This window comes from Marinobacter vulgaris (assembly GCF_003344045.1).
Taxonomy (GTDB): Bacteria; Pseudomonadota; Gammaproteobacteria; order Pseudomonadales; family Oleiphilaceae; genus Marinobacter; species Marinobacter vulgaris.
The window spans coordinates 101,233-126,276 of sequence record NZ_QFWX01000002.1 but is presented as its reverse complement, the minus strand read 5'-3'; the positions used below and the strand labels follow the sequence as shown (position 1 = coordinate 126,276).

The 25,044-nt window shown below is 57.6% G+C and carries 27 protein-coding genes; 9 read left to right on the top strand and 18 right to left on the bottom strand.

Annotated features, from left to right (window positions below; genetic code table 11):
* The first annotated feature begins 63 nt into the window (after nucleotides 1–63).
* Nucleotides 64–2,736: a bifunctional diguanylate cyclase/phosphodiesterase gene (locus tag DIT71_RS03885; RefSeq protein WP_227537939.1), complete on the top strand. Its 2,673-nt coding sequence runs from the start codon at nucleotides 64–66 to the stop codon at nucleotides 2,734–2,736.
* A 52-nt stretch (nucleotides 2,737–2,788) separates the two neighbouring features.
* On the opposite strand, the gene DIT71_RS03880 is transcribed toward DIT71_RS03885, so the two are convergent.
* The gene (locus DIT71_RS03880) at nucleotides 2,789–3,820 is read right to left on the bottom strand and encodes a lipid A deacylase LpxR family protein (RefSeq protein WP_227537938.1); all 1,032 of its coding nucleotides are present in this window, start codon (nucleotides 3,818–3,820) and stop codon (nucleotides 2,789–2,791) included.
* A gap of 459 nt (nucleotides 3,821–4,279) precedes the next feature.
* On the opposite strand from DIT71_RS03880, the gene DIT71_RS03870 reads away from it, so the two are divergent.
* Both DIT71_RS03870 and nei read left to right on the top strand, forming a co-directional pair.
* A complete protein-coding gene (locus DIT71_RS03870; RefSeq protein WP_114611899.1) occupies nucleotides 4,280–5,704 on the top strand; it encodes a methyl-accepting chemotaxis protein in 1,425 nt (474 codons plus the stop codon).
* A gap of 115 nt (nucleotides 5,705–5,819) precedes the next feature.
* Nucleotides 5,820–6,656 (top strand): endonuclease VIII, encoded by an 837-nt coding sequence (gene nei, locus DIT71_RS03865; RefSeq protein ID WP_114611898.1) that lies wholly within the window; start codon nucleotides 5,820–5,822, stop codon nucleotides 6,654–6,656.
* 48 nt (nucleotides 6,657–6,704) lie between these two features.
* Here the strand turns inward: nei and DIT71_RS03860 are convergent, their stop codons facing one another.
* On the bottom strand, nucleotides 6,705–6,962 hold the full coding sequence (locus DIT71_RS03860; RefSeq protein WP_114611897.1) for a YdcH family protein: 258 nt from the start codon (nucleotides 6,960–6,962) through the stop codon (nucleotides 6,705–6,707).
* Between the two features lie 105 nt (nucleotides 6,963–7,067).
* On the opposite strand from DIT71_RS03860, the gene DIT71_RS03855 reads away from it, so the two are divergent.
* Entirely contained in the window at nucleotides 7,068–7,832 is a 765-nt protein-coding gene (locus DIT71_RS03855; protein ID WP_199490946.1) for an FkbM family methyltransferase, read from the top strand.
* Here DIT71_RS03855 and DIT71_RS03850 read toward each other — a convergent pair.
* Entirely contained in the window at nucleotides 7,825–8,283 is a 459-nt protein-coding gene (locus DIT71_RS03850) for a CopD family protein (protein ID WP_114611896.1), read from the bottom strand. The genes DIT71_RS03855 and DIT71_RS03850 overlap by 8 nt on opposite strands.
* Nucleotides 8,284–8,468: 185 nt before the next feature.
* Between DIT71_RS03850 and DIT71_RS03845 the strand changes: the two genes are divergently transcribed.
* Nucleotides 8,469–9,008, top strand: a complete 540-nt coding sequence (locus DIT71_RS03845) for a cytochrome b (RefSeq protein WP_114612325.1) — start codon at nucleotides 8,469–8,471, stop codon at nucleotides 9,006–9,008.
* 92 nt (nucleotides 9,009–9,100) lie between these two features.
* On the opposite strand, the gene DIT71_RS03840 is transcribed toward DIT71_RS03845, so the two are convergent.
* From DIT71_RS03840 to DIT71_RS03800, 10 genes are all read right to left on the bottom strand, one after another.
* Nucleotides 9,101–9,355 carry a hypothetical protein gene (locus tag DIT71_RS03840; RefSeq protein ID WP_114611895.1) on the bottom strand — a complete coding sequence of 85 codons (255 nt, stop codon included), beginning with the start codon at nucleotides 9,353–9,355 and terminating at the stop codon, nucleotides 9,101–9,103.
* Between the two features lie 14 nt (nucleotides 9,356–9,369).
* On the bottom strand, nucleotides 9,370–9,603 hold the full coding sequence (locus DIT71_RS03835) for a sulfurtransferase TusA family protein (RefSeq protein WP_114611894.1): 234 nt from the start codon (nucleotides 9,601–9,603) through the stop codon (nucleotides 9,370–9,372).
* 10 nt (nucleotides 9,604–9,613) lie between these two features.
* The gene (locus tag DIT71_RS18360; RefSeq protein WP_264756320.1) at nucleotides 9,614–9,739 is read right to left on the bottom strand and encodes a hypothetical protein; all 126 of its coding nucleotides are present in this window, start codon (nucleotides 9,737–9,739) and stop codon (nucleotides 9,614–9,616) included.
* Nucleotides 9,736–10,908, bottom strand: coding sequence for a formate dehydrogenase subunit gamma (locus tag DIT71_RS03830; RefSeq protein ID WP_114611893.1), 1,173 nt, complete (start codon nucleotides 10,906–10,908; stop codon nucleotides 9,736–9,738). Before DIT71_RS03830 ends, DIT71_RS18360 begins: the two co-directional genes overlap by 4 nt.
* Before the next feature lie 84 nt (nucleotides 10,909–10,992).
* The gene (gene fdh3B / locus DIT71_RS03825) at nucleotides 10,993–11,601 is read right to left on the bottom strand and encodes a formate dehydrogenase FDH3 subunit beta (RefSeq protein ID WP_114611892.1); all 609 of its coding nucleotides are present in this window, start codon (nucleotides 11,599–11,601) and stop codon (nucleotides 10,993–10,995) included.
* Nucleotides 11,602–11,616: 15 nt separating this feature from the next.
* Nucleotides 11,617–14,502, bottom strand: a complete 2,886-nt coding sequence (locus DIT71_RS03820) for a formate dehydrogenase subunit alpha (protein WP_114611891.1) — start codon at nucleotides 14,500–14,502, stop codon at nucleotides 11,617–11,619.
* 89 nt (nucleotides 14,503–14,591) lie between these two features.
* Nucleotides 14,592–14,783, bottom strand: coding sequence for a ubiquinol-cytochrome c reductase iron-sulfur subunit N-terminal domain-containing protein (locus DIT71_RS03815; protein ID WP_114611890.1), 192 nt, complete (start codon nucleotides 14,781–14,783; stop codon nucleotides 14,592–14,594).
* Nucleotides 14,784–14,824: 41 nt separating this feature from the next.
* A complete protein-coding gene (locus tag DIT71_RS03810; RefSeq protein WP_114611889.1) occupies nucleotides 14,825–15,436 on the bottom strand; it encodes a TorD/DmsD family molecular chaperone in 612 nt (203 codons plus the stop codon).
* Between the two features lie 100 nt (nucleotides 15,437–15,536).
* Nucleotides 15,537–16,220, bottom strand: coding sequence for a DUF3306 domain-containing protein (locus tag DIT71_RS03805; protein ID WP_114611888.1), 684 nt, complete (start codon nucleotides 16,218–16,220; stop codon nucleotides 15,537–15,539).
* Nucleotides 16,220–16,798: a DUF3305 domain-containing protein gene (locus tag DIT71_RS03800; protein WP_114611887.1), complete on the bottom strand. Its 579-nt coding sequence runs from the start codon at nucleotides 16,796–16,798 to the stop codon at nucleotides 16,220–16,222. The genes DIT71_RS03805 and DIT71_RS03800 overlap by 1 nt, the downstream gene beginning before the upstream one ends.
* Before the next feature lie 151 nt (nucleotides 16,799–16,949).
* Between DIT71_RS03800 and DIT71_RS03795 the strand changes: the two genes are divergently transcribed.
* Genes DIT71_RS03795 through DIT71_RS03780 form a run of 4 tightly spaced genes read left to right on the top strand, consistent with a single transcriptional unit; the run spans nucleotide 16,950 to nucleotide 20,968 of the window.
* Nucleotides 16,950–18,929: a 4Fe-4S binding protein gene (locus tag DIT71_RS03795; protein ID WP_114611886.1), complete on the top strand. Its 1,980-nt coding sequence runs from the start codon at nucleotides 16,950–16,952 to the stop codon at nucleotides 18,927–18,929.
* Nucleotides 18,930–18,948: 19 nt separating this feature from the next.
* Nucleotides 18,949–19,794 (top strand): Mrp/NBP35 family ATP-binding protein, encoded by an 846-nt coding sequence (locus tag DIT71_RS03790; protein ID WP_114611885.1) that lies wholly within the window; start codon nucleotides 18,949–18,951, stop codon nucleotides 19,792–19,794.
* Nucleotides 19,791–20,495: a biotin/lipoate--protein ligase family protein gene (locus DIT71_RS03785; RefSeq protein ID WP_114611884.1), complete on the top strand. Its 705-nt coding sequence runs from the start codon at nucleotides 19,791–19,793 to the stop codon at nucleotides 20,493–20,495. The genes DIT71_RS03790 and DIT71_RS03785 overlap by 4 nt, the downstream gene beginning before the upstream one ends.
* Nucleotides 20,492–20,968: a DUF6505 family protein gene (locus DIT71_RS03780; protein WP_114611883.1), complete on the top strand. Its 477-nt coding sequence runs from the start codon at nucleotides 20,492–20,494 to the stop codon at nucleotides 20,966–20,968. The genes DIT71_RS03785 and DIT71_RS03780 overlap by 4 nt, the downstream gene beginning before the upstream one ends.
* Nucleotides 20,969–20,990: 22 nt before the next feature.
* Here DIT71_RS03780 and DIT71_RS03775 read toward each other — a convergent pair whose 3' ends face one another.
* From DIT71_RS03775 to DIT71_RS03755, 5 genes are read right to left on the bottom strand one after another with little or no spacing between them, the layout of a single operon-like run.
* Nucleotides 20,991–22,238: a molybdopterin-binding protein gene (locus DIT71_RS03775; RefSeq protein WP_114611882.1), complete on the bottom strand. Its 1,248-nt coding sequence runs from the start codon at nucleotides 22,236–22,238 to the stop codon at nucleotides 20,991–20,993.
* Entirely contained in the window at nucleotides 22,235–22,726 is a 492-nt protein-coding gene (mobB, locus tag DIT71_RS03770) for a molybdopterin-guanine dinucleotide biosynthesis protein B (RefSeq protein WP_114611881.1), read from the bottom strand. The genes DIT71_RS03775 and mobB overlap by 4 nt, the downstream gene beginning before the upstream one ends.
* A complete protein-coding gene (gene mobA, locus DIT71_RS03765; protein WP_114611880.1) occupies nucleotides 22,723–23,310 on the bottom strand; it encodes a molybdenum cofactor guanylyltransferase MobA in 588 nt (195 codons plus the stop codon). The genes mobB and mobA overlap by 4 nt, the downstream gene beginning before the upstream one ends.
* Before the next feature lie 12 nt (nucleotides 23,311–23,322).
* Complete coding sequence (locus tag DIT71_RS03760; RefSeq protein WP_227537937.1) at nucleotides 23,323–24,189, bottom strand: formate dehydrogenase accessory sulfurtransferase FdhD; 867 nt, start codon at nucleotides 24,187–24,189, stop codon at nucleotides 23,323–23,325.
* Between the two features lie 51 nt (nucleotides 24,190–24,240).
* Nucleotides 24,241–25,038 (bottom strand): substrate-binding domain-containing protein, encoded by a 798-nt coding sequence (locus DIT71_RS03755; protein WP_114611878.1) that lies wholly within the window; start codon nucleotides 25,036–25,038, stop codon nucleotides 24,241–24,243.
* Nucleotides 25,039–25,044: the final 6 nt, after the last annotated feature.

The following is a 25,044-nucleotide window of genomic DNA, read 5'->3' as shown; positions in this document are numbered from 1 at the left end:
GACTAAATTTACCGTTTGTGAGCCGCCTGAATGACAGAGCAGGAAGACAGGAGCAGATCGAGTGTGAATACAGCCTACCGTCTTCCGCTTTTATTGTACGTTTTTGCGTTGCTCGCCCTCGTTTCCTCAGCGAGCTACGTTGCATTGACAAACTATGCCCAGGCGACAAAAACGGCAAGCAGCCGGTCTGCGGCCCGTGCCGATCTGGCGGCCGAGCTCGTGGCCAATAAGCTTTTGTCCACACAGTACGGTTTGCGGACGCTTGCAGGATTTCTTGAGCCCTTGATTTACCAGGCCGACATTCTTCCGGGCACCGGGCTTGAAAGCCTCGAGCAGCTGCTGAACGAGGAACTCTCCCGCCAGGAGTTTGTTGACGAACTGTTTGTGACGGATCTGGGGGGTAATGTAATCCACGCCTCGTCAGTCAGTGATGCGGGAAGGATTCCCGGCTGGTCGTTTCTCAAGAGGCGGGTTGAGGAGAGCCCGGAGGACGATCTGATCACGCCACTGTATACCGATCCTGAAAGTGGAGAAACCTGGATCTGGGGGATGAGGAAGTTGCGATCGGGGACCGGCGATTTCGTTGCCGTTATTGCCGCACCCCAATCTCCGGCGGTGATCGCGGACGCCCTCGCAGGGCTCTCTCTGTCGGAGGGTCAGAGCATCGCCATTATCGATGAGTCCTTGAGGCTGGTTGCACGTCTGCCAGACGGTACAAAGGCTGCGGAGCTTCAGGGAAGCCCCGTCGATGAACTGTATACCCGTCGATTTGCCGAAAGCGGCTCGAGCAGCGAGCAGGCTGTGTTTGAGTCTCCTATTGACGGTGAGAGGCGGTTTTATGCCTTTCAACGGGTCCAGAATGCTCCCTATATTGTGGTCGTCGGGGAGAGGACATCAGTAGCTTTGCAGGGGTGGCGCCACAGCCTTGTGGCTTCAGCCGTAGGGATTCTGCTGGTTGCCATCATTGGCCTGTTTTTCCTGAAGCAGTTTTACAGAAGGGTATCGGTGGAAAAGGAGCTGATCCTGGAAAACCAGGAACGGAAAAGCCTGCAGTACGCGGCCCAGGCTAACGAGGCTGAGCTGCGGATTGCTTCCACGGCCTTCGACACGCACCTCGGTATCATGATCACCGACGACAATGGGCTGATACTCCGCGCTAACAGGGCGTTTTCGCGCATTACCGGGTATGACGAACAGGAAGTTGTGGGTATGAGCCCACGTATTCTCCAGTCGGGTCTGCAGGATGCTGAATTCTACAGCCACCTCTGGGCCCGGGTCGGTGAGACGGGGACATGGGAGGGAGAAATCTGGAATCGCCGGAAAAACGGCGACGTGTTTGCAGAGTGGCTGACGATTACCGCTATCTACGGAGCCTCTGGTGCTGTCCAGAACTACGTCGGTACGTTTCACGACATCACCAAAAGGAAGGAAGCCGAGCGGGAGGCCCATCGGCTGGCTTTCTACGATTCGCTTACCGGGCTTGCAAATCGGGCGTTGCTTGAGGAGCGGATTTCCGACGTATGCAAACTCAACACCCGACAGGGTACTCATGCCGCGCTTCTGTACCTCGATATAGAACAGTTCCGGGCGGTGAATGATGCCAGGGGTTACGGAACGGGTGACCTGGTTTTGAAGTCCCTCGCCGCGCAGCTTGGCCCCATTGTGCGTGAGAGTGACACCCTGGCGCGGATCGGTGGAGACGAATTCGCCGTCCTGCTGGCAAACCTGCATTCTTCCCAGGAGATAGCGGCCCGGTCGGCCGAGACGGTTGCCGACAAGATCCTTCAGGCGTTCTCCCGTCCGATTGCCGTTCTGGGCTACAGGATACAGGTGGGCGTCAGCATTGGTATTACCCTCATCGATGGGCGGGATACACCTTGCGACCAGCAGGTCCAGAGAGCTGAGCAGGCAACCCAGCAGGCAAAAGAGCGGGCCAGACTGCGGGGTGAGAAACGCATCGCTTTTTTCAATCCTGACATTCAGGAAAAGATTGTCCAGCATGTGCTGCTGGAGGAAGAATTGCGCAATGCCCTGGCCAGGGAGCAGCTGGCGGTGTTTTTCCAGCCCCAGATACGGGATCCCGACCATTTGCTCGGCTACGAAGTGCTGTTGCGCTGGCGCCACCCGGAACGGGGAATGGTGTCACCCGCTGTCTTTATCCCGATTGCCGAACAAAGCAGACTTATCCTGCCGATTGGTCGCTGGGTTTTGGAGCAGGCCTGTAAAAGGCTGGCGGCCTGGCAGAAAGACGCTGCAAGATCCGGGCTCAGCCTTGCGGTGAATGTGAGTGTTGTTCAGTTCCAGAGTGATGATTTCATCGCGCAACTGGAACAGATTCTTGAACAAACCGGTGCCCCGCCGCACCTGCTGAAGCTGGAGGTCACGGAAAGCCTGTTGCTGGAGGATCCGGAGCGTATCACCGAGATAATGAGGCACCTGCGTGCACTGGGCATCCGTTTTTCCCTGGACGATTTTGGTACCGGTTACTCATCCATGAGTTACCTCAAGGGGTTGCCCCTTGACCAGATCAAGATCGACCAGTCCTTTGTAAACGATGTAACCACCAACCTTGCAAGCTCGGCAATCGTGGAATCCATCATCGGATTGGCCAGAGGCCTGGGGCTGGAGGTCATCGCCGAGGGCGTCGAGACGGAAGAACAGCGGAAATGGCTGGTTAAGCATGGCTGCATCCACTTCCAGGGCTACCTGTTTGGCCGCCCTGGTGAAGAAGTCTGAATATGAGCGGTTAGTGAATCGCGAACTGGCGGACAGTCATCTTTTCAGGACACTACAGCGCCCAGGTCAGTGACAGAGTGCCATAGCTGAAATTGTCCTTGTTGGTTTCCTCCTCACCGGTGGTTGCCCGCAAAATCATCGCCAGCTGTAGTTGGTTCCACTGCCATGTTCCGCCAATGCCGGCCTGGCCCTGGATCAGGCTCTCATCAAACTGGTAGGGTGACGAATTGTCATCAAGGTAGGAGTAAGGGACGTACGCCACCCCCACCCCGATAAATACTGACCATCCCTCGCCACCTGTATTCAAAGCGCCGGGCATTCCGATTGTCGAGGCGGTGCCGGCATAGTCGGGCACGAAATTGACCGGTAAATGCTGCCCGATGCGCCAGACCATGCCTACCCTGGCATTGGTTCTGAAACTCGACAGCATGGCCGAGCCTAACAATGAAACCTCCTGCTCGAGGCTCTCCGGTGAACCGCTTTGCAGGAGTTTTTGGGCGTGTGCCGCGCTCACACCGCCAACCACATCCGTCCCGAGCTGATAGTCCCAGCCATTCGGCTCTTCACTGCCGGTCAGTTTGTGCACCCATTTCTGGGCAGCCTCCGCGCCGCTTTCCGGACCTACAACCCCGAGATGGACACCGTATCCGGTAATACGATTGGCATTCCAGCTCCACAAGGTGGTGCTGGCCGACAGGTAACCGGCATAGGGAAGGTCATCTAGGGGTGGTTCACGGGCGGTGATATCCGCCGGTGTAACCATCAGCTGCCGCAAGCTGAAGGCAAGCGCCTGGTCCCGGGTGCGGGAGCTCAAACCCGGTAGAAAATCCAGGGTATCTCTTGCGCCCCGTGCGACTCTGGATGATTTCCGTTGCTGATCATCGGCGGTGGCTGTGAGATAGGAAAGCTTCAAGCCGTTCGTGTACCCCCGGTCTGAGCCGGTCAGCAAATCGTTATCCCAGGCAATGTTGAGGGTGTCAGCCCGGGCGTTAACGGAAAGTGTGGAGAGTGCCAGGCATGTGATAAGAGTCGTCAGAGCCGGATGTAAACGATGGATTAAAAGCGGGGGCAATTTAGTGGGCACAGTGCACTCCAGGGCAAGTCTCATACTCGTTGGCGGACGCTGCATTATAGGGAAGGCAGGGATGGAGGGCGAGCGGGGGCAGCTGGAACACTTCTCTGGTCGTTATGCAGACAAGCCCACTACGCCCGATAAACGCTTCAGAATAACCCGCTCCAATGCCTGGGCCGAAGGCGAGAGTGACCGGTTTGCCGGTTTGATGATGCCGATCTGGAGGACCAGTTTGGGTTCACTCAGGGGGACAAAGCACAGTTTCTGGTTATCGACCGGAAAGGCCAGGCGGGGCAGGGTCGTAAACGACTGACCGGAGAGAAACGGATGACGAACGCACCTTTCGATTACCGGGATTGAGTAGCACAACTCACCGATACAAAAAATCACTTCAGATCCTGAACGTTATGCCGATACCCACGTACAGTCTATCGAATTAACAATTGCTTTATTCAAAAGAGGTCAGACCCGATGCATGCGTGGTTACCCTGGGGGCGCAAAGCAGAAACAGTATCCGACAATGTTGAATCGGGCCTGGGCGGCGTGGATGAAAGATCGCCGTCGGTCATCGCCGCCCGCCTCGCCGAACTGCTGGCGGATGTGTCGGAGCCGTTTATCACAGTGGACGCCAACCAATGCGTGTTGCTGATGAATGAGTCAATGCGCAAGCGTTTCGATATTGGCTACGGATTTGTGCCGGGTCAGTCGGCGGCATCCGTGCTCGGGGCGGATGTTGCCGGGCAACTGGTTGCAGCCGGAGATCATTGCCTGACAGACCATCGCGGTCGCGAATGGCGGTGCCGCATCACCCGGCTCGGGAGCAGGCTCGACGGCCAACACTATCAGACCCTCATACTCAATGATCTCTCGGACCTGCCGCAACCGGATCCGGAAGATAAGTTGCTGGCCTCGGCCGCACGGGTGACCGAAAACGCAGTGGTGATTACGGATCCGAATGGCAAGGTTGTTTTTGTAAACCAGGGGTTCGAGAAGCTGGCGGGATACAAGCTTGAAGAAGTCAGGGGAACCAAACCAGGGGAGCGCCTGCAGGGCCCTGACACCAGCGAGGAAACCCGGCGTCGTATCCGCCAGCACCTGGATGCGCGCAAGCCGTTTTACGATGAGATTCTCAACTATCACAAAAACGGCGAGCCCTACTGGATTTCACTCGCCATTAACCCGATTTTCAACGAATCCGGCGCGCTGACACACTTTGTTGCGCTGGAAGCCGACGTGACTACCACAAAGGAAAAAGGTCTGGCCGATGCTCGCCGCTTTGAGGCCATAGGTCGCGCCGCTGCCATCGCTGAATGGGACCGCGATGGCCACCTGATTGCAGCCAACCACTACCTTGTAGAACGACTGGGATTCAGCAGTGAGCAGGAGTTGCTGTCTCGCCGGTTAACATTGCAGAAAATATCCGGTGGCGACAACTTCAAGCAAATCCTCGAAGGCCATGACCAGAAGAATATCGTGCAGCTGGACACCAAGGCCGGCGAGCCGGTCTGGCTGGAAATGTCATCCTGCGCGATCCGGAACTTTGCTAACGAAGTCCGCCTTGTTGTTTCCTACGGAATCGATATCACCGACAAACGCCTTGCCGCCCAGGTGACTGATCAGGAAATGGGTGAAGTGCTGGACTCCAGTAAGGAAATCAGCAATATCATCAAGGTGATCAACGCCATTGCTGACCAGACTAACCTGCTTGCGTTGAACGCAGCCATTGAAGCAGCAAGAGCCGGCGAGTCCGGGCGGGGCTTTGCGGTGGTCGCCGACGAGGTTCGTAAGCTTGCCAAGCGGTCGAGCGATTCAGCCGGCGAGATCAATGACCTGGTAGCGGCTTCCAACAAGCGGATCGAGCGCTTGTCCGAATCCCTCAGCAATTTGAACGAGTAACTATCAAGAGGAAGTATTCCCGCCCAGTCAGTGCAATCGCTATTTTTGATCCGGTCCGGCGAACTGGTCGTTTCTAAGTAATGGAGTCAATCAGAAAGGCCAGGAGAGAGACAGCATGCCGGAGGGTCCGGAAATACGGAGGATGGTCGATGATATCGCAAAGGCTGTTGCCGGCCAGGTCGCCGAGCAGGTGTTCTTTGCCTTCGAACACCTCAAAGGCTTCGAGTCATCCCTGGCGGATCGCCGGATAACGGGGGTGGAGGCGCGAGGCAAAGCGGTACTCGTGTTTTTCGCTGCAAGTGACGACGATGGCCCTTGGTGTGTGTATAGCCACAACCAGCTGTACGGCAAATGGCGGGTGGGCAAGCCGGGTCGAGAACCAGCCACAAACCGTCAGCTCCGGTTCGCCATAACTGGCTCAAAAGCAGCGGCCTGGCTTTACAGTGCCTCGGACATCCAGTTGGTCCGGCCGGAAAATCTTGGGGAGGTCGGTTATCTGGCTCGCCTGGGACCGGATCCGCTCAACCAGAGCGTATCGGTTGAAGAGCTGATTGCCGTGCTGGAATCAAAGCGGTTTCGTGGCCGCAGTCTGGCCGGTCTGTTGCTCGATCAGGGATTTATCGCCGGTATTGGCAATTACCTGCGATCGGAGATTTTGTTTGAAGCAGGGCTCCCGCCGGCGACGCGTCCCCGAGATCTTGGTGATGTCGGGCGAAAACGACTGGCCGATGCCATCCTTGACCTGATATCCCGTGCGTACACGTTGAAGGGCATCACCAATAACCCTGAAAGAGCCGGGAGGTTGAAGAAGGAGGGCTGGAACTTTTCCAGGCGCAGACACATGGTGTTCAACCGGGAGTCAGCCGCCTGTCATGAGTGCGGCACAACCATTGTCAAAACGCTCATGGCCAGTCGGCGGCTTTATTACTGTCCTTCCTGCCAGAGACCATGAATCCCGTGCCGTCTGTCACTTCCCAGGGAGTCCGTGCCCTGATTGCCTTTATTTCTCGGTTGAGGATTCGTACTCGCGAATCATGCTGGATAACCGATCCTTGAGATTGAGCCGCTGTTTCTTGAGATCCTCGAGGTGTTCGTCGGAGGTATTTTCTGCGCCTCCCTCGAAGTGGTGAACGGCATGATCCACCTCATGGTACTCTTCAAACATTTTTGCGAAATGATTGTTGGTGGTCTTCAGATGATGGATGGCTTCCTTGGATTCGGGCATTTCGTGAATCAGATCGTGCTTTTCCAATGACATATAGGCAATCTCTTTGGTTGGGTGTGTTGGTTCAGGTTAGCCTTTCAGGCTACTCAGTTTCTGGCGTTCGTCAATAGGTGACGAGCGCAAAAGGAGATGACCACCGTGCGGGTAGCAGCCATTATCGATCATTTGAACCGCAGTCTGGGGTTGCTGCAGTCCTTGGTCATATATCGACGTCCCGGGCGCCAGAGGGCTTTGCGCCGGCTCTACGGTGAATTTATCCGCCCCGGGGATCTGGTGTTCGACATTGGCGCCCACCTGGGAGACCGTAGCTCCGCATTTGCCGCGCTGGGGGCGCAGGTGGTGGCGCTGGAGCCGCAGCCACAGCTTCTGCGCTGGCTGCGCCGGCTGACGCGGCGGCAGCCCTGTATAGTATGCCTGCCTCTGGCGGTAGGTCGGGCTCCCGGCGAGGCCGAGCTGGCGCTGAGCTTGCGCAATCCCACAGTAGCCTCACTGGACAGCCGCTGGCGCGAGCAGCTGCGTTCAACGACCGCCGGTTTCCGCCATGTCCGCTGGGAAGATTCGATTACCGTGACGGTCACCACCCTGGATGAGCTGATAGAGCAGTATGGCCGGCCCAGCTTCTGCAAGATCGACGTTGAAGGCTTTGAGGTGGAAGTGCTCGCGGGGCTGAGCCAGCCTCTGCCGGCACTGTCCTTCGAATTCGTTAACGGCACCCTGGAGCAGGCATTGCAGTGTCTGCAGGAGCTGGAACGCCTGGGCCGGTACCAGTTCAATGTCATTGCCGGCGAGCAGCGCCGTTTCATCAGGCCTTCATGGCAGGATCCGGAAGCACTCCGGCAATGGCTTGATGCCGGAGCTGACGGGATTGCATCCGGAGATATCTACGCCCGGCTGGTTACCTGAGCCACTGCCCGGCAGAACCAATCACAACTACGATCAGGCCCAGGATCAGGTTGACGCCCACCAGCCGGCGGATCTGGCCCACGCAGCGTTGGCCCTGCTGCTGATCTCCCTGCGCCACGGCCTGTTTGAGGCGGCGGAAGGGGACAAAATAGACGTGCAGGAACAGCAGCATCATCAACAGGCCCAGGCTCTGCATGGCATGAACGTGCCAGCCGGCGCCGGCCATGCCGCCAAAGTGGCTGAATATCATCCAGTAACCGGTTGCCAGCAGCACGATCACGGCTACCCAGACCCATCGGAAAAACAGCGACAGGGTATGACACCAGAGTGCGCCGCGCTGGGATGGGTCCACCACCGTGGCGACGGCCGGGCGCATGGCCATATAGGCGAAGAACATGCCGCCGACCCAGATAACGGCAGCGAGTAGGTGCAGGGCGGTGGCCAGGCTCATAAATCATTCCTGTTGCGTGGGAGGACTGCCGGAAGTATAGCGGAAAACCCGTCTGTATCCTCGCCCGCCGGCCAATAAAGCGGCCTGAGGGGAACAAGGCTTACCTCAACACCGCTCTTGCAGAGTGCCCGAATAAATTCGATGATGGATTCAGTACCGGAACGATCACAGTGGAGGGTGAGCGTATGCCGCAGATTCAGAAATACCCCGCAGGCTGGCGGGTACTGCACTGGGTCATGGCGCTAATGGTTCTGACCTTGATACCCATAGGGCTCTGGATGGCTTCACGGGCGGAAGCAGATATCTGGGGGGCGCTGACGAATACATTGTACAGTCTGCACAAAGCGATCGGTTTCAGCGTGCTGTTACTGATGATTTTGCGGGTCGTGATAAAAATCCGCTTAAAGGGCCCACCCTATCCGGATGAAATGCCACGCACCTTACAGGTTGCCGCCAAGAGCATGCATCACCTGATCTATATACTGCTGGTGGTAACACCCTTGTTCGGCTGGGCAGGTGTGACAGCGTATCCGGCGCTGGTCATACTGGGCGACTACCATCTGCCGGCCATGCCTTTTGTGCCAGAGGACGAAGAACTGGCTGCGCGCCTGTTCTATATACATGGGTGGCTTGCCATAACCCTGAGTGTACTGATCGCCGGCCATATCGCGGCGGCTTTACGCCACTTGCTTCGCAAGGACGGTATCTTCCAGCGGATGGTTTGAACAGCAAGTCGGTGGTCAATTCAAGTGACCCTTCACGGGTCACTGAACGTCGATTACCAGTGGGGTAGCCACTGCAAAGAAGAATGGTCGTATCACCCCGTTGCTGACTTATGCCCGCTCGTTAGCGGCACGATTTGAGAGGCAAAAGGTCCTTTTTTGGAGCCCTTGGGGCGGAAATTAACCTCGTCGCCTGTCTGGACGTCCTCGCTGCTGATCACTTGGTCGTCGGAAAAGGGAAATTCTGCGCCTCGATGATCTTTTATCAAACCCGCTTTGGTATCCGGATCGAAATGTAAAACCTTTCCTTTCATAAACTCCTCGTTCCAGTCGGAAGCCGTGTCGTTCATGTCCGTCCAGCTATCTATGCCAGACAGATACGATATCGGAGGACGCCATCCTCCTCTTCGCGGACCCATTCAATGCTATGACCGGTCAGTTCACACAGTACCTGTAAATCCCGGCGGCCGCTGGGATCGTCGGCCAGAAATTCGACCTGTGTCCCACTGGGCAAATTCTGAATGCGTTTTTTCAAACGTAAAATCGGCAGGGGGCACACCAGGCCAACGGCATCGATCTGGTGTACCCCTTGAGACATATCGGTTTGATCAGTCAAGCCGCACGCTCTCGCTACTGTATTGCTCGGCGGTAGACCATCCGAACTGATCCAGAATGACCGGTGCGAGAAAGGCAATCACCAGGGCGGCAACAAATCCCGCAATCATGACTTTCATGATGATTCTCCTTTGCCTTGTCTGGCCTGAACCTCTTCTACCCACAGGTCGTGGTGTTGGCGGGCCCATTCCAGATCAACCTGACCGTTACCCATGGCATCAAATGCACCTTCCATACCGACCGAGCCGATATAGATATGTGCGATGATGGCCAGCATCATCAGAAACGCCACAATCGAGTGCCAGGTATTGGCGTACTGCATCTCTTCGTGGGGCGCGAGGGCTGTCGGGAAGTCTGTTCCCAGAATGCTGTTTATAAAGCCAAAGGTGTCAGCGAACATGGGCAGCTGGAATGGGAATAACAGCGACAGGCCCGAAAGAGACACTGAAACGCCCAGTATCATCACAGTCCAGAAAATAATTTTCTGGCCGGCGTTGAACTTCTTTGCCGAGGGATGGGAGTCGGAGAAAATACCCCCACCCGCCTTGAGCCACTGCCAGTCCAGCTTGTTGGGGATGTTATGTACCACCCACATGCAGAACGTAAGCACCAGACCCAGCATGAATGACCAGGCAATGTTGTTATGAATCCACTTGGAGCCAATCGCCAGAGTCGAAAAGGCTTCGTGGCCGATAACAGGGATCAGGAAGCTCCGCCCCATGAGGGTGAGCAGGCCTGTCAGGGCCAGTGCGATAAACGAACCGGCTAAAAGCCAGTGACCAAACCGCTCGATTGCTTTGAAGCGTTCAATCTTCTTGCCAGAAGGCCCGCCTTCAATCCTGATTTTGCCGCGGACGAAGTAAAAAATTACCAGTAGTACCAAAAAGCCTATAATGGCCCCGCCGCCATAATTGATGAGGGGCCCTTCCCGAAATTCTAGCCAGGGCATGCCCTCATCCTGGATCAGAACGTCGACTGCAGGCCCCCGTACCTGTGTTTCCGGGTCAAGCTCGTTGTAGCGAATGCCACGCCAGACGTCGGCATCCGAACGTCCCCCGAGAGTGCCCAGTTCATCCCTGATCGGCGGAGCACTGGCGGGATCACCCAGATTTTCTGACCGGAAAGACTCGTCAACTTCCAACTGCTTCTGACGGGCCATGATGTCTTCCAGGGTCTGAGCGCCCCCGGTAGCCGAACGATCAACCTCGGGGGCTTCTTGCGCCCACGCGGGATTGAAAACCAGTGCCACCATCAGGAACGAGGCGACACTGAATAATTTTAGATTCATCAGAGTACTCCAGCGGAATCAACAAAAGAACTTGTTGCTTCAAAGAAGTCCGGGGCCTGAAGGCCCCGGAGCAACCAGACTGACTTAGCCGGCTTTCTTCTCGTAGGCTGTGCCCCATCCCCAGGCGCCGGAACCGAAACCGCGGTTCACGATACGCTGGCGATAGATGTCCGCTACCTCGTCGCCGTCACCGGCCAACAGGGCTTTGGTCGAGCACATTTCCGCACAGATCGGCAGTTTGCCCTCTGCAATACGGTTGCGACCGTACTTGTTGAACTCTGCTGTGGAATTGTCCTCTTCCGGGCCGCCTGCACAGAACGTGCATTTGTCCATCTTGCCACGGCTGCCAAAGTTGCCCGCCTGGGGAAACTGGGGCGCGCCAAAGGGGCAAGCGTAGAAACAATAACCACAACCAATACACAGATCCTTGGAGTGCAATACGATGCCGTCTTCGGTCTGGTAGAAGCAGTCTGTTGGGCAGACGGCCATACAGGGCGCGTCTGAACAGTGCATGCAGGCTACCGAGATCGAACGCTCGCCGGGTTTACCATCCTCGATGGTGACGACACGGCGACGGTTGATGCCCCAGGGGACCTCATGCTCATTTTTACAGGCCGTTACGCAGGCATTGCATTCGATGCAGCGTTCGGCATCGCAAAGAAACTTTGCGCGTGCTTGTCCTTCAAGTGCCATGTTATACACCTCTTGTTATGCTGGCATGATCGAACACAGGGTGCATTTGGTCTCTTGCATCTGTGTGACCGAGTCGTACCCGTAGGTCTGAACCGTGTTAGTGGATTCGCCCAGAACGTATGGATCCGCGCCCTTGGGGTACTTGTGCCTTAAGTCCTTACCCTCAAGGTGCCCACCAAAGTGGAAGGGCATGAAGACCACGCCTGCGCCGACGCGCTCGGTGATCATCGCCTTCACTTTTATGCGGGCGCCCTCAGGCCCGGAAACCCAGACATCCTTGCCATCACGAACGTTCAGATCATTGGCGTCCCGCGGATTGATCTCGATGAACATATCCTGCTGCAGCTCCGCCAGCCAGGGGTTTGAGCGCGTCTCGTCACCACCACCTTCATATTCAACCAGGCGACCGGACGTCAGAATGAGGGGGAACTCCTGACTGAAGTCCTTCTTCTGGATTGACTCGTACAGGGTCGGCACGCGCCAGAAGTGCTTGTCTTCATAGGTTGGGTAATCGGCGACCAGATCGCGGCGGTTGGTGTACAGCGGCTCACGATGGATGGGCACTGGATCCGGGAAGTTCCAGACCACAGTACGCGCTTTGGCGTTACCAAAGGGTGCGCACTCGTGCTTGATCGCAACGCGCTGGATACCGCCTGACAGATCGGTTTTCCAGTTGGTCTCGGCGCCGGCGACTGCATCAATGCTGGCGCGCTCTTCGGCCGTCAGGTCTCCATCCCAGCCCAGATCCATCAGCATCTGCATGGTGAACTCGGGGTAGCCGTCCTTGATCTCGGAGTTTTTCGAGTAGACGCCTTCGGCCAGCAGGTTCTCACCGTCACGCTCGACACCAAAACGGGCGCGGAAGGTCAAACCGCCCTCGGACACCGGCATGGACATATCGTACAGGTTCGGTGTGCCTGGATGGTTCATCTCGGCTGTGCCCCAGGATGGCCATGGCAGTCCGTAGATATCGCCATCGCAGGGTCCGCCCACCGCACGCAGGGTGGTCTTGTCGAAGTGGTGCTGGTTCGCCATGTGCTTTTTGAGGCGCTCGGGCGATTGGCCGGTATAGCCGATGGTCCACATGCCACGGTTGAACTCACGGGTGATGTCCTCGATCACCGGTTCGTCCCCTTCAATGGCAATATTGCGGAACATGCGATCGGTGAAACCGAACTTGTCAGCAAACAGCTTAATGATTTCATGATCGACCTTCGAGTCAAACAGAGGGTCGATGACCTTCTCACGCCACTGGAGCGATCGGTTGGAAGCGGTGACTGAGCCTGAGGTCTCGAACTGGGTTGTTGCAGGCAACAGGTAGGCACCGTCTTTACGATCGTGCAGCACTGCTGAAACGGTGGGGAAGGGATCCACTACAACCAGCAGGTCGAGCTTTTCCATGGCTTCCTTCATTTCCAGCTGGCGGGTCTGTGAGTTGGGCGCGTGGCCCCACAGAACCATGGCCCGGGTGTTGTCTGGCTGGCCCAGGTTTTCCTTGGCTTCCAGAACACCGTCGATCCAGCGAGGCACGGTGATGCCCTTCTCGTTCATCATCGCTTTGGACTTGCCATCCTTGTCCCAGGTGGCAAAACGACCCTTCAGCCAGTCCAGATCCTCTTCCCAGACCCGCGCCCAGTGGGCCCAGGAGCCCGCAGTCAGGCCATAGTAACCAGGCAGGGTATCGGCCAGCACGCCAAGGTCAGTGGCGCCCTGAACGTTGTCGTGTCCACGGAAGATGTTGGTGCCGCCGCCGGGGACGCCCATGTTACCCAGTGCCAGCTGCAGTATGCAGTAAGCACGGGTGTTGTTGTTACCGTTGGTGTGCTGAGTTCCGCCCATGCACCAGATGACCGTGCCAGGACGATTGTTGGCCAGAGTACGGGCGACGCGCTCGAGCTGCTTACCAGGCGTGCCGGTAACGCGTTCGACTTCTTCAGGATTCCAGCGCTTCACCTCGTCACGGATCTGGTCCATGCCCCACACTCGGGTGCGGATGAACTCTTTGTCTTCCCATCCGTTTTCAAAGATGTGCCACAGAATGCCCCAGACCAGGGCAACGTCTGAACCCGGCCGGAAGCGTACAAATTCATCGGCATGGGCCGCGGTGCGTGTGAAACGCGGGTCACAAACGATGAGCGGCGCGTTGTTCTGTTCCTTGGCTTTCAGGATATGCAGCAGCGACACAGGGTGCGCTTCCGCCGGGTTGCCCCCGATCAGGAAAATCGCCTGGGAATTGTGGATGTCGTTGTAGGAGTTGGTCATCGCACCGTAGCCCCAGGTGTTGGCTACGCCAGCAACTGTGGTGGAGTGACAGATCCGAGCCTGGTGGTCGACGTTATTGGTGCCCCAGTAACCCGCAAACTTGCGGAACAGGTAGGCCTGCTCGTTGTTGAACTTTGCACTGCCCAGCCAGTAAACCGAATCAGGGCCGCTTTCGTCGCGGATCTGCAACATCTTGTCGCCGATCTCGTTGATCGCCTGATCCCAGGGGATCTTCTGCCACTCGCCGTTGACCATTTTCATGGGGTATTTCAGGCGGCGTTCACCATGGCCGTGCTCTCGCACCGATGCGCCCTTGGCGCAGTGGGCACCCATATTGAAGGGGCTGTCCCAGCCGGGCTCCTGGCCCGTCCATACGCCATTCTGAACTTCGGCCTCGACTGTGCAGCCCACCGAGCAGTGCGTGCAGACTGATTTCTTGATGACTACGTCACCATCCGCCGTCGCCGGGGACGCCGCTTTCACGCGTGTAGGCGTCATCGACAAAGCCGCCAGGCCGCCCACTGTGACCCCGGAGGCGGTCAGAAACCCCCGGCGGTCCATGGTTTTCGCAGCGAGGGATGAAAGTAAAGATCCCGCACGGGAGCCTTTCGCTACCCCGTTGGTTTTCTTCCTCAACATGTCACTTACCTCTCTCTTTTATTATTCTCGTTTTCCCGGAGGAGTGGTCACCCAAGAGCCTTTCGCAACCTTGAATGACTCACGCTTCCTTAAAAGCGAGCCGATTCCAGATACTTACGTGTGTGTTCAGTGTCACGTAGGCCACGGCTTTTAGGGGCGTCCTGTTCGACGACCCGGGCTGCAGCGTTCGGTGCGACTGCCACGGCAACGGCAGCTGGTACTGCGGTTGCGGCCATGAGCAAGAAATTGCGACGGCTGTTTTCACGTTTTTGGTGGTCCATAGGACACCTCCACCTGAGTTAAGGGATCGGCATGATCCCGGTTATTGAAGTGCAAACGCCTCAGCCTCTACGTCCATGAAAGCCCGCCCTAAGGAGCCCACAGGAGCATAAAAGATTGCCGTTTGCGCTTTCTCCAGATCAGCAAAAAACAACGCCGCCCACTTTGCCAGGTGCGCGTCAAAAAAGGCTTTTTGCGAGGACAGATCACTGTCGCACTCAAACTCGCCGGTAATGATGCCCGCCATGATTTCACACAGCGTGCCCATATGATCTTCAGGTTCCTTGACGTCGTCGTTGGACTGAATGCCTCTGGCCCTGAGGTCGCCACGCAGAGCCGCAAGTGGCCTCTCATTCAGGAAGCCAGTCAGGTAATAGCTTGCATAGGGCAGCAGTTCGCCACGGCCGACGCCGATGAAAAGGTTGTTGTACTCCCGTTTCGCGTCATCCGGCGAGGTGCGTTTTGCAAGCGCAGCCAGATTCCTGGAGGCAGATCCCATAGGCGTGTCTCCACCCTGCAGGGATGCCAGGCCGTCAAGTAACTCACGCGTAGGCGGAGCGCTCAGCAGCACACCGAGCAGCTGGTACATCTGGGCTCGTGAACGCTCTTCGTCGGTGATTGAGCGGGGGCACTGGACTTCAGCAGTGTTGGCCAATTCTTTTTCCTTACCGTTGTTGTTCTTCGTAAAACAAGAACTTCACATTTTTAGTTATAGTCCTGACCTGACGACGGTGCAACCATGCATCGAGGCACAATTATTCAAAACGCATCCGGGGCCTGTAACGCGGTGCAGGCTCTGTATCGGCCGCGGATGTTACAGATTCTGTATTTTGGGAAGGTTCTACCGCGTTTTCGAGCTCTGAGCTTTCATCCGTTTTTTCGGCTGCTTCCTCAGGTGCTATTTCAGGTGTTTTTTCCGGCAGTTTCTCCGGTGCTCGCTCGGCCTGCTCGATAACCTGCTCGTCCTGTTCGACGAGGTGCTCATCAAGCTGCTTTTCAGCCCGGGCTTTTTTGTCGAACATGCCCTGGCCTACCTTGTACAGGGTCTGCACGCCGTTGACTGTGGTTGCGGCATTAGAGAAGTCTTCGTCGTAATCATTGAGCCCGTCCAGCACCGCCAGAACCGGATTGGATCTCCAGAGCGCCCGCAGGGCCCTGCGGCGCAGGAGTTCAGGAATTTCCTTGCGCATGAATCCGGTGATGTCGGTGCCCAGTTCGATGGCGTCCGGGTCAGGCAGGTTGTATTTCTCGAGCACATTCTGCTCAGGCAGGGCCTCATTGATGGCGAGCTCCTGTGCTTCGAGGGATGGTCCGGACTCGGCAGTTGAACCAGGGGCGTCTACCGAAGGCGTAGTGTCAGTCGAAGACGGCGCAGCCCCGGCCTCTTGGCTGGCTTCGGCTTTTTTACGCGCCCAGCGCTGTAACCGTGATTCAGCCATCAGTGCACCTTCGGTTTCTTGATGCTAGAAGGTGAGCGGAACACATCGCTCTGCTGACGAATACGCGGGTCGCCTTTACCGTCCTCATCGCCATCAACCCTGATTTCGTCACGGCGACGTTTCTTGAAAGGCTCTTCAATATAGTGCATATCGATGAATTCTTTGATCCAGGCCGCTAACGACTCGGGGATCGGAACCGCTTCGACAATACTTTCTCCGCTGTCCAGAGTATCGAGCGCCTCGTGGGCATTGGCGGTGATGGCGCTGACAACCCAGCCTGAGGGAGACTGGCTGGTAGGGTCTTTGTCCATGATGACCCAGACGGAAGGAACGGCCATGTTGAGAGAAACCAGGTAACCTTCTACATCGGCCCTGAATAACTCCATGGGAATGGTGCCGGCATGGTATTCAATGACCTCGCCGTCGCGGACCATCTCTTTCCAGAAAGCCTCCGGAGCACCCGGAATGACGGCCACAGGTTTCCAGACTTCCCGCGCCCATCGGGTCACGCCGGGCGACCGGCGAACGACGGCACCGACTTTCAGTTCGCGTTTCCAACTATCTATGTTACGACTCATGACAAGACAGCTCTCTCTTTTTATTAAAGCTAACAGAGCTTGAGCGATTATCCAATTATCCAATTGTCGAACGGCAAACCTGTGTGTCATCCTCAACAGTCGGTTCGAGATGCGGATACGTATAAGAACAACTAAAAAGAGTAATTTTCTGATGACGGCACCCAAAACCCTACTTTTATGTAGCTGCGACAAAAGCCAGTCTTTTGATTCGAAGCTACTGGAAACGGCTGCGGCAGCCGAGCAGGTGATCGCAGTGGATCAGCTGTGCGGTACAGATATGGAAATTGCCGCCGAGCACCTGGGCGGCACTAACGAAGTGCTCATTGCCTGCGGCCAGCAGGCTGCCCTGTTCGAACGCTTGAGTGACGATGTACAGGCCCAGTTCCAGCATTCCGCGCCGATGCGTGCCATCGACATCCGGGATCGCGCTGGCTGGGGCTCGCCAACCGCCAACCCCAGGCGCGTTCAGGCCAAGCAGGCGGCGTTGATAGCCGCCAGCCAGTTGCCATCGCCCATGGCCCCGGTGAAAACCATCGAGTCCAGCGGTGTGTGTTGTATTGTCGGGCCCACCGAACAGGCTGTCAGGATGGCGGAGCTGGTGCAGGATGAGCTGGGCGTGACCTGTATCGTCAATGATGCCGGACCGATCCAGCTTCCATCCGCCAACTACGATATGGCCCGGGGCCAGTTGACGGGTGCCTATGGCGCGCTGGGCGACTTCAAGCTGGAGTTTGCCCAGCTTCAGGCTCTTAACCCCGCGGGCCGTGGAGCCCTCGGCTTTGGCAAGGCGAAAGCCACTGCCCGCAGTGAGTGCGATGTATTTATAGACCTGCGCGGCGGTGAGCCAGCGTTCCCCAGTCACCAGAAACGCAATGGCTATTTCTGGGCGGATCCAGCCAAGACCGGTGAGCTCGAGCGTATAGCCCTGACTGCCAGGGAGCGGGTTGGTGAATTTGAGAAGACCGTCTATTTCAACCTGGAGCCGTCCCTGTGTGCGCATTCCAGAGCTAATCAGCCTGGGTGTACCCGCTGCCTGGATGTTTGCCCCACCGAGGCGATTTTCTCCTTCGGGGAGACAGTCCAGATTGACTCGGATATCTGTGCCGGCTGCGGGTCCTGTGCGGCAGTCTGCCCGACTTCAGCCGTCACCATGAACGAAACCCCGTTCGAAGCGCTGACCCAGGCTGTTTCGGTCATGGCGAAGACCTACCGCGAGCATACCGAGGAATCTCCGCGCCTGGTCTTTCACACTCTGGGCGCTGGCGGCGAGATCATTGCCAACCTTGCAAGATATGGCAATGGGTTGGCCGATGATCTCATTCCGTTTGGTCTCGAAGATGTCGACCGTATCGGCCATGCCGAGATAATGGCCGCGTTCGGCGCAGGTTATGCCGAAGTTCTGGTGCTTCTGGACAACGAAACAGACCGCCAGGCCGTGACCGCTGAAGTTGAGCTGGTAAAGGCCATGCTGAAAGGCACCAGAAACTCCCCGAGCCGGGTCCGGTTGATCACCTCCGAGGAACTGGATGCGGCCGGAGATAACGCCGGGCGGGTGAGTGAGCCGGTTCTGCTGGTCGGCGGCCGCCGTGATATCACGCGGGTCACCGCGACCGCGATGGCGGACCGAGTCGAATCACCAATCCAGTTGCCCGTCGGCGCACCCTATGGCGCGATCGAGATAGATTCCGACAAATGCACACTCTGTCTGGCCTGTGTGTCGCTGTGTCCCACGGGCGCTCTTGGCGACCATCCGGATCGCCCGGAAGTCCAGTTCACGGAAAACGCCTGCGTTCAGTGCGGCATCTGCGAGAGCACCTGCCCGGAGACGGCTATCGTTCTTAAGCCTCAGCTTGATCTGTCAAAAGAGGCGCTGAGCCCCCGCCCGCTGCATGGTGAGGAGCCGTTCGAGTGCATCAAATGCGGTACGCCCTTTGGTGTCGCCAGTACCATCAACCGGATTGTTGAAAAACTGGAAAACCAGAACTGGATGTACACCAACTCTGATAATGTTCAGCTGATCAAGATGTGTAGCGACTGCCGGGTGAAATCCCAGTTCCATGGGGATAATGCGCCCATGGCCGGTGGCGAGCGCCCTCGCGTTCGTACCAGTGACGATTACCTGGACAGCTGAAAACCAAACAGGACACAACATGGTTCAATATACTGAGGTTGGAAAACCCAACCTGATTGGTACCGATGCGCCCCGGCCACAGGACAAAAATCCGAAGGGGATCGATCGCATCATCGCCATTGCGTCTGGCAAAGGCGGCGTTGGGAAGTCTACCGTGGCGTCCAATCTGGCCGTCGCATTGGCTTCCAAGGGCCTCAAAGTGGGACTGCTGGACGCCGATGTTTACGGCCCTAGCCAGCCCCGGATGATGGGGGTTTCCGGCCGGCCGTCCAGCCCGGACGGCAGTACTATCCTGCCACTGCGCAATCATGGCGTGACCCTGATGTCCCTGGGCCTGATGACCCCCGATGACGAAGCCATCATCTGGCGCGGCCCCATGCTGATGGGCGCTCTGGAACAGATGATGAATCAGGTGGACTGGGGCAGGCTGGACGTGCTGCTGGTAGATCTGCCCCCGGGCACCGGTGACGTCCAGATGACCCTAAGCCAGAAATTCTTTGTCGCAGGCGCCGTTGTGGTCTCGACTCCACAGGACGTTGCGCTGATGGACGCCCGTAAGGGCATCGACATGTTCAATCGGATGGAAGTACCGCTGTTTGGTCTGATTGAAAACATGGCCTCTTTCATCTGTGATGGGTGTGGTAAACAACACCATCCTTTTGGATCCGGTGGCGCCAGGAAGGAGGCAGAAAAGCTTGGGGCGCCCTTCTTGGGCGAGATCCCACTGGATCTGGATATTCGTATCGGTTCAGACGGCGGCGTCCCGATCGTTGTCTCGAAGCCTGACAGCCCTCAGTCGAAGGCTTTCCAGCGCATCGCCGATGAACTTGTCGCCTCTGACGTCTACGCCCGGGCCATTCAATGATTGAGTCACCCCAGTTTCCGCCACTACTCACCGGCGAAGTGGTGGCCAGGCAAACGGATCCTTTTGACAAGGCTGTGAGCCAGGCCATCGCCGGAGTCGATTCAGGTACGGTTTTTTACTCCGAGGCTGGCGACGTGTTGCGCGCAGCCCTGGTGCTGGCGCCGGAAACGCCTCTGGAAGAGGCAATTCAGGCGGTCTATGTAGCCCAGATAGGACTGGCTGAAAGCCTGGGTGCCCTGGCGCCACCAGAAGTGCCCGTGTTTTTTCAATGGCCCAATCGCATCAAGGTCAATGGTGCGCTCTGCGGTAGCGTTCGCTATGCGGCGGATGTGTCAGACCCCCGGGCGCATCCGACCTGGCTGGTCATCGGTATCGAAGTGCCCTTTATTCCGGTGCATGACGAACCTGGCAAAAACCCCGATGAAACCTGTCTGCTGGAAGAAGGGTGCGGTGACGTTCAACCCATGGCGCTACTGGAAAGCTGGGCGAAACATACCCTGCTCTGGCTGACCTATTTCATGGAAAGCGGGTTCGAGCGGGTACATAAAGAGTGGCGGCCACGCTGTGACGACCTGGGTAAAGAGATCAACCATCCCAGGCCCGGACTCTTTGTCGGGCTGGATGAAAAAGGCCGGATGTTGTTGCGCCAGGATGTCATGACCGAAACGGTAAGTCTGATTGAATTTGCGGAGCACACATGAAACTGGCCAGAACCCTGCGACTCGATGTATCCGACGAAAATGTGTATGACCTGCCAGCGCCAAGTGGCGAATGGGCCATTTCGGGCGGGTTTGAGTTCTCCAACTGGACTGAGGAAGATCTGAAAGGCAAGGCCCGTCAGGCCTTCACCAACGGCTGGTACAGTATTGAATCGGGGGGCCGGGCCAGTTTCGTTGGCGTCTGCCAGATTACCGAGCCCGAGCTGGAGCAGTTGCGTCAGACCCTGGCACAAACCTTTGTTGACCATTACGGCGCACCGGATCTTGAAAAAGCCTATCCGGTTGCCAGCGAAGAAATCGACCAGATGCGCAGGATGTGTGAGGACTTCGAGGAGAACACCCTGCTGATGGTCAGCCGCACACTGACCGAACTGGGCGTTGAGGAAACCTACCGTTCCCGGGCCCCGCAGGATGCCTCGCTCGAGGCCTTTGCGGTGCATGGCGGTTACGAATGATCGGGATCTGAAGCCGCTACAATCAGAGCCCGAAGCTGGAGTAGGGGATGAACCTTACGGGCGTCCCCGGTTCTATCTGCTGGGCGCTTTCGTCCAGTTCTACCATGCCTTCAGACCAGGCCAGGCCAGTGACCCGGCCTGAGCCTTCTGAGCCGAAGGCTTCAACCTTTCCATCCCGGACCCGCGCGCGCAACATCTCGCTGCGTCCCGGTTTCTTGTTCTTGGAAAAGCTGGCGGGCATGACATAGCCCTGGGGTTCGAACCATTCTCCCCCTGCCAGCAGCGCCATTGCTGGTGCCCCAAAGCGCAGCGCGCAGACCCAGGCAGCCACCGGATTGCCCGGCAGACCTACCACTGGCGTACCCTGGAACATGGCCAGCGCTAACGGCCGGCCGGGTTTGATGGCGATACGCCAGTTGCTGATGTCGCCATGGGCTTTCAGGGTTTTCGACACATGATCCTCATCCCCTGCAGACACCCCGCCACTGGTCAGAATCAGGTCACATTGTTCGGCGCCACGCTCCAACGCTTCCTTCACATCTTCGGCCCGGTCGAGCGCATGGCCCAGGTCCACCAGCTCATAGCCAAGCTGCGTGACCAAAGCGCTCAGCATCGGGCGGTTGGCATCATAGATTTGCCAGTCGGTGACCTTTGCGCCGACAGGCTTCACTTCGTCACCGGTGGACAGGACTCCGACGCGGAGCCGCTGATAGACGTCGACCGACTCGATGCCGACGCTGGCAAGAACTGAAATCTGGGTAGGCGTCAGGCGGGTTGCTGCCGTGAGAATCCGGTCCTGTGCCTTGATGTCCTCGCCGGCCTTGCGCGCGTTGGCGCCTGCTTTCAGTGTGCCGTTCAGATGCAGCTGCTGGTCTGTAACTTCGCAGTCCTCTTCCAGCACCACGGTATCAGTGCCGGCCGGTATGACCGCCCCGGTGAGAATCCGGATGGCATGGCCTTCCGGTACCTGGCCGGTATAAGGCTCCCCGGCGGCACTCCGGCCATCAACCAGGGGTATGACACAGGGAACCCGGGTTACGGGGCCGGCAAGCGCATAGCCGTCGACCGCGGAATTATTGCTGGGGGGATGAGCGCGAGGCGCAAACACGTCGTTGGCCAATATCCGGCCATTTACCTGTGACAGCGGGACAGCACGGTCCACGCCCACCACCGGATGCAAACGTGAGCGTAACCGCTCCAGGGCCTCTTCCACCGGCGTCCAGTTCACTCCGGGGGGCAGGGCAAAACAGTCATTACGAAGTGCGCTCATGATGCTCCTCTGCTTAAAATAAAGTCAGCCAAACCGGGTGCGTCGTTCAGATCAAAGCCGGGGCCTGCAAAATCCGCAGTATAATCTGCCGCCACAGCAATAATGCTGGCGTCGTGACGGTACAGGGGTGCCTGCGGGCAAGCCTGTCTATGCACTTCAATCTTGGGATGTGAATGTGTTTTGAACCCCTCTACCACAACCCAGTCGCTGGGGCCCAGGCGGGCCAGCAACTCATCCAGTGTTGGCTCTTCGGCGCCGCGCAGTTCGTGCATGATGGCGAACCGCTGGCCACCGGCCAGAAGCACTTCCCCGGCACCGGCTTCACGGTGTCGGTAGCTATCGGTACCGGCCTGGTCCACATCCACACCATGATGGGCGTGTTTGATGGAGTTGACGGTAAAACCCCGGCTGGACAGCTCACGGATCAGCGCGCTGGCAAGCGTGGTTTTTCCGCAGTTCTTCCAGCCCACAATGCCGATAACGTTCACTTCAGGTGCTCCTCTGCCCAGGCCAGATCTTCCGGCGTATTGATGTTGAAAAAGTCGTCCGGACCAAACACCACCAGCGACTCGCCCTGGGCCTGAGTCCATTGACGTATCTTGCGCACGCCGTCATTCAGGGCGGCTCGCAAATCGTGCCGCAATGCGACCTGCCAGCGGCCGAAGGTTGGCTGGGGCAGTCGGCCACGTTCGGGATCCGGCGTGGCCGCCAATACCACCGGGGTATCAAACTCGGCCAATCGTTGCGCCAGGTCCCGCGGGAAGGACGGGGTATCGGCGGCGACACTGATCAGCCAGTCATAGCCTTGCTCGGCGGCCCAGTCCATGCCTGCCAGAACGCCGGCCAGGGGGCCGGGAAAATCGGCGACAGAGTCGGCCACCACGGGCAGGCCCAGGTCATCAAAGCGATCAGGGTCTCCGTTGGCATTCAACACCACAGCGTCGACCTGCGGCGTGATTCGATCAATGACACGATGGATCAATGATCGATCGCCCAGCATCAGCCGGCCTTTGTCACCACCGCCCATCCGGTTTGCCTGGCCACCGGCCAGAATGACTGCGCACTCGGTCATGCTCTGTCTCCGTCAATCATGCTGGGCGCCCTTGCGCCGCATTTTCTTGTCGTCATCCGGAACCTGCGACAGGTCCTGATCGAACACCAGGCGGTGCTGCCCGCTGAGGCAGGTGAATTTCTTGCCCCGCATCCGCCCGATCAGCGTCAACCCTACCTGCTGCGCAATATCGACGCCCCAGGCCGTAAACCCCGACCGGCTGATCAGCGTCGGAATGCCCATCAGGGCCGTCTTGATCACCATTTCGGAAGTCAGACGGCCAGTGGTGTAAAGGACTTTATCGGCCGCCGGGATATCATTTAGGTGCATCCAGCCTGCGATCTTGTCGACCGCGTTATGGCGCCCGACATCTTCCATATAGGCCAGCACCTCGAGGCCCTGACACAGAGCCGTACCATGAATGGCGCCGGTTTCCATGTACAGGCTGGGGGTGTGGTTAATCTGGTAAGAAAGGTCATAGAAAGTACTGGTGTGTACCGGTGTATCCGGCAACTGCAGTCCGTCGAGCCCGGCCATCATGTCACCAAACACCGTCCCCACGGCGCATCCGGAGGTACGTGTTTTCTTTTCCAGCTTGTCTTCCACATCAGTGACGCCGGCGGTGCGCACCACGGCGACTTCCAGCTCTTCGTCGAAATCAATCCCGGTGACCCTGTCGGTGTCACGCAACATGCCCTGATTCAGGAGAAAGCCGAGTGCCAGATATTCCGGGTGATCGCCTATGGTCATGGCCGTGACGATCTCCTGGCTGTTCAGGTAAATGGTCAGTGGGCGTTCTTCGATCACGCTGATCGACTTGGATTGACCGTTTTCATCAACGCCCTCAACAGTGCGGGATAACCGGGGGTCGGTCGGGTTGGGTAGCAGGGGTGCGATCATGATTGTTGTTAGAACCTGTCTGGAGAATAAAGGAATTTCAGAACGGGTAGCCTAGTTGGCATTCGGAAAAAACAGTGGTTCACCTTCAACCTGGTAGGCACCAATGGCGGCCTGGCCGGTCTCGGATAGCAACCACTGGGTAAAGGTCTCTGCCGCCTCACGATTCACGTTGGGGCACCTGTCCGCACTGACGGGAATCACCCCGTACTGGTTGAACAAGTTCTCATCCCCCTCGAATGCTATGACTGCGTCCTGTTTGTTGGCAAATGCGATCCAGGTGGCCCTGTCGGTCAACACGTAGGCGCCGAGGCTTACTCCGGTATTGAGGGTTGCGCCCATACCGCTGCCGGTTTCAAGGTACCACTGGCCGGACCCGGAGTCAGGGTCGATAGCGGCCGCCTGCCACAATGAGCGTTCTTTCTTGTGGGTCCCCGAATCATCACCCCGTGAGGCAAATTTGGCGCCGGCCTGCTGGATTCGCTGCAGTGCTTCCCTGACGTCCCCGGCTCCTGCCACCCTCGCCGGATCGGCCTTCGGGCCAATGATGACAAAGTCGTTATACATCAGGTCGCGGCGGTACTCGCCATAGCCGTCAGCGACAAACTTTTCCTCGGCGGGCCTGGCGTGAACCAGGAGCACATCGCCATCACAGCGCATGGCGTTCTTGATGGCCTGTCCCGTACCCACGGCAACGACGTTGACCTGCACACCGGTATCTTCTTTCACCATCGGCAACAGATAGTCATACAGGCCACTGTTCTGGGTTGAGGTGGTGGACTGGGCGATGATGGTATCTGCCCCGGTGTGAGCACTGAAAGCTAACGCTAGAAAGATAACAAGGCGTTTCATGGGCTG

What these genes read in the sequence shown, in the direction of transcription:
- fdh3B (WP_114611892.1), bottom strand. Translation starts at nt 11,601, where the DNA reads ATGGCACTTGAAGGACAAGCACGCGCAAAGTTTCTTTGCGATGCCGAA.
- DIT71_RS03860 (WP_114611897.1), bottom strand. Translation starts at nt 6,962, where the DNA reads ATGTCATTGGAAAAGCACGATCTGATTCACGAAATGCCCGAATCCAAG.
- DIT71_RS03760 (WP_227537937.1), bottom strand. Translation starts at nt 24,189, where the DNA reads ATGATCGCACCCCTGCTACCCAACCCGACCGACCCCCGGTTATCCCGC.
- DIT71_RS03795 (WP_114611886.1), top strand. Translation starts at nt 16,950, where the DNA reads ATGACGGCACCCAAAACCCTACTTTTATGTAGCTGCGACAAAAGCCAG.
- DIT71_RS03870 (WP_114611899.1), top strand. Translation starts at nt 4,280, where the DNA reads ATGCATGCGTGGTTACCCTGGGGGCGCAAAGCAGAAACAGTATCCGAC.
- DIT71_RS03785 (WP_114611884.1), top strand. Translation starts at nt 19,791, where the DNA reads ATGATTGAGTCACCCCAGTTTCCGCCACTACTCACCGGCGAAGTGGTG.
- DIT71_RS03775 (WP_114611882.1), bottom strand. Translation starts at nt 22,238, where the DNA reads ATGAGCGCACTTCGTAATGACTGTTTTGCCCTGCCCCCCGGAGTGAAC.
- DIT71_RS03845 (WP_114612325.1), top strand. Translation starts at nt 8,469, where the DNA reads ATGCCGCAGATTCAGAAATACCCCGCAGGCTGGCGGGTACTGCACTGG.
- DIT71_RS03800 (WP_114611887.1), bottom strand. Translation starts at nt 16,798, where the DNA reads ATGAGTCGTAACATAGATAGTTGGAAACGCGAACTGAAAGTCGGTGCC.
- nei (WP_114611898.1), top strand. Translation starts at nt 5,820, where the DNA reads ATGCCGGAGGGTCCGGAAATACGGAGGATGGTCGATGATATCGCAAAG.
- DIT71_RS03790 (WP_114611885.1), top strand. Translation starts at nt 18,949, where the DNA reads ATGGTTCAATATACTGAGGTTGGAAAACCCAACCTGATTGGTACCGAT.
- DIT71_RS03840 (WP_114611895.1), bottom strand. Translation starts at nt 9,355, where the DNA reads ATGAACGACACGGCTTCCGACTGGAACGAGGAGTTTATGAAAGGAAAG.
- DIT71_RS03755 (WP_114611878.1), bottom strand. Translation starts at nt 25,038, where the DNA reads ATGAAACGCCTTGTTATCTTTCTAGCGTTAGCTTTCAGTGCTCACACC.
- DIT71_RS03815 (WP_114611890.1), bottom strand. Translation starts at nt 14,783, where the DNA reads ATGGACCACCAAAAACGTGAAAACAGCCGTCGCAATTTCTTGCTCATG.
- DIT71_RS03820 (WP_114611891.1), bottom strand. Translation starts at nt 14,502, where the DNA reads ATGTTGAGGAAGAAAACCAACGGGGTAGCGAAAGGCTCCCGTGCGGGA.
- DIT71_RS03850 (WP_114611896.1), bottom strand. Translation starts at nt 8,283, where the DNA reads ATGAGCCTGGCCACCGCCCTGCACCTACTCGCTGCCGTTATCTGGGTC.
- mobA (WP_114611880.1), bottom strand. Translation starts at nt 23,310, where the DNA reads ATGACCGAGTGCGCAGTCATTCTGGCCGGTGGCCAGGCAAACCGGATG.
- DIT71_RS03830 (WP_114611893.1), bottom strand. Translation starts at nt 10,908, where the DNA reads ATGAATCTAAAATTATTCAGTGTCGCCTCGTTCCTGATGGTGGCACTG.
- DIT71_RS18360 (WP_264756320.1), bottom strand. Translation starts at nt 9,739, where the DNA reads ATGAAAGTCATGATTGCGGGATTTGTTGCCGCCCTGGTGATTGCCTTT.
- DIT71_RS03780 (WP_114611883.1), top strand. Translation starts at nt 20,492, where the DNA reads ATGAAACTGGCCAGAACCCTGCGACTCGATGTATCCGACGAAAATGTG.
- DIT71_RS03805 (WP_114611888.1), bottom strand. Translation starts at nt 16,220, where the DNA reads ATGGCTGAATCACGGTTACAGCGCTGGGCGCGTAAAAAAGCCGAAGCC.
- DIT71_RS03835 (WP_114611894.1), bottom strand. Translation starts at nt 9,603, where the DNA reads ATGTCTCAAGGGGTACACCAGATCGATGCCGTTGGCCTGGTGTGCCCC.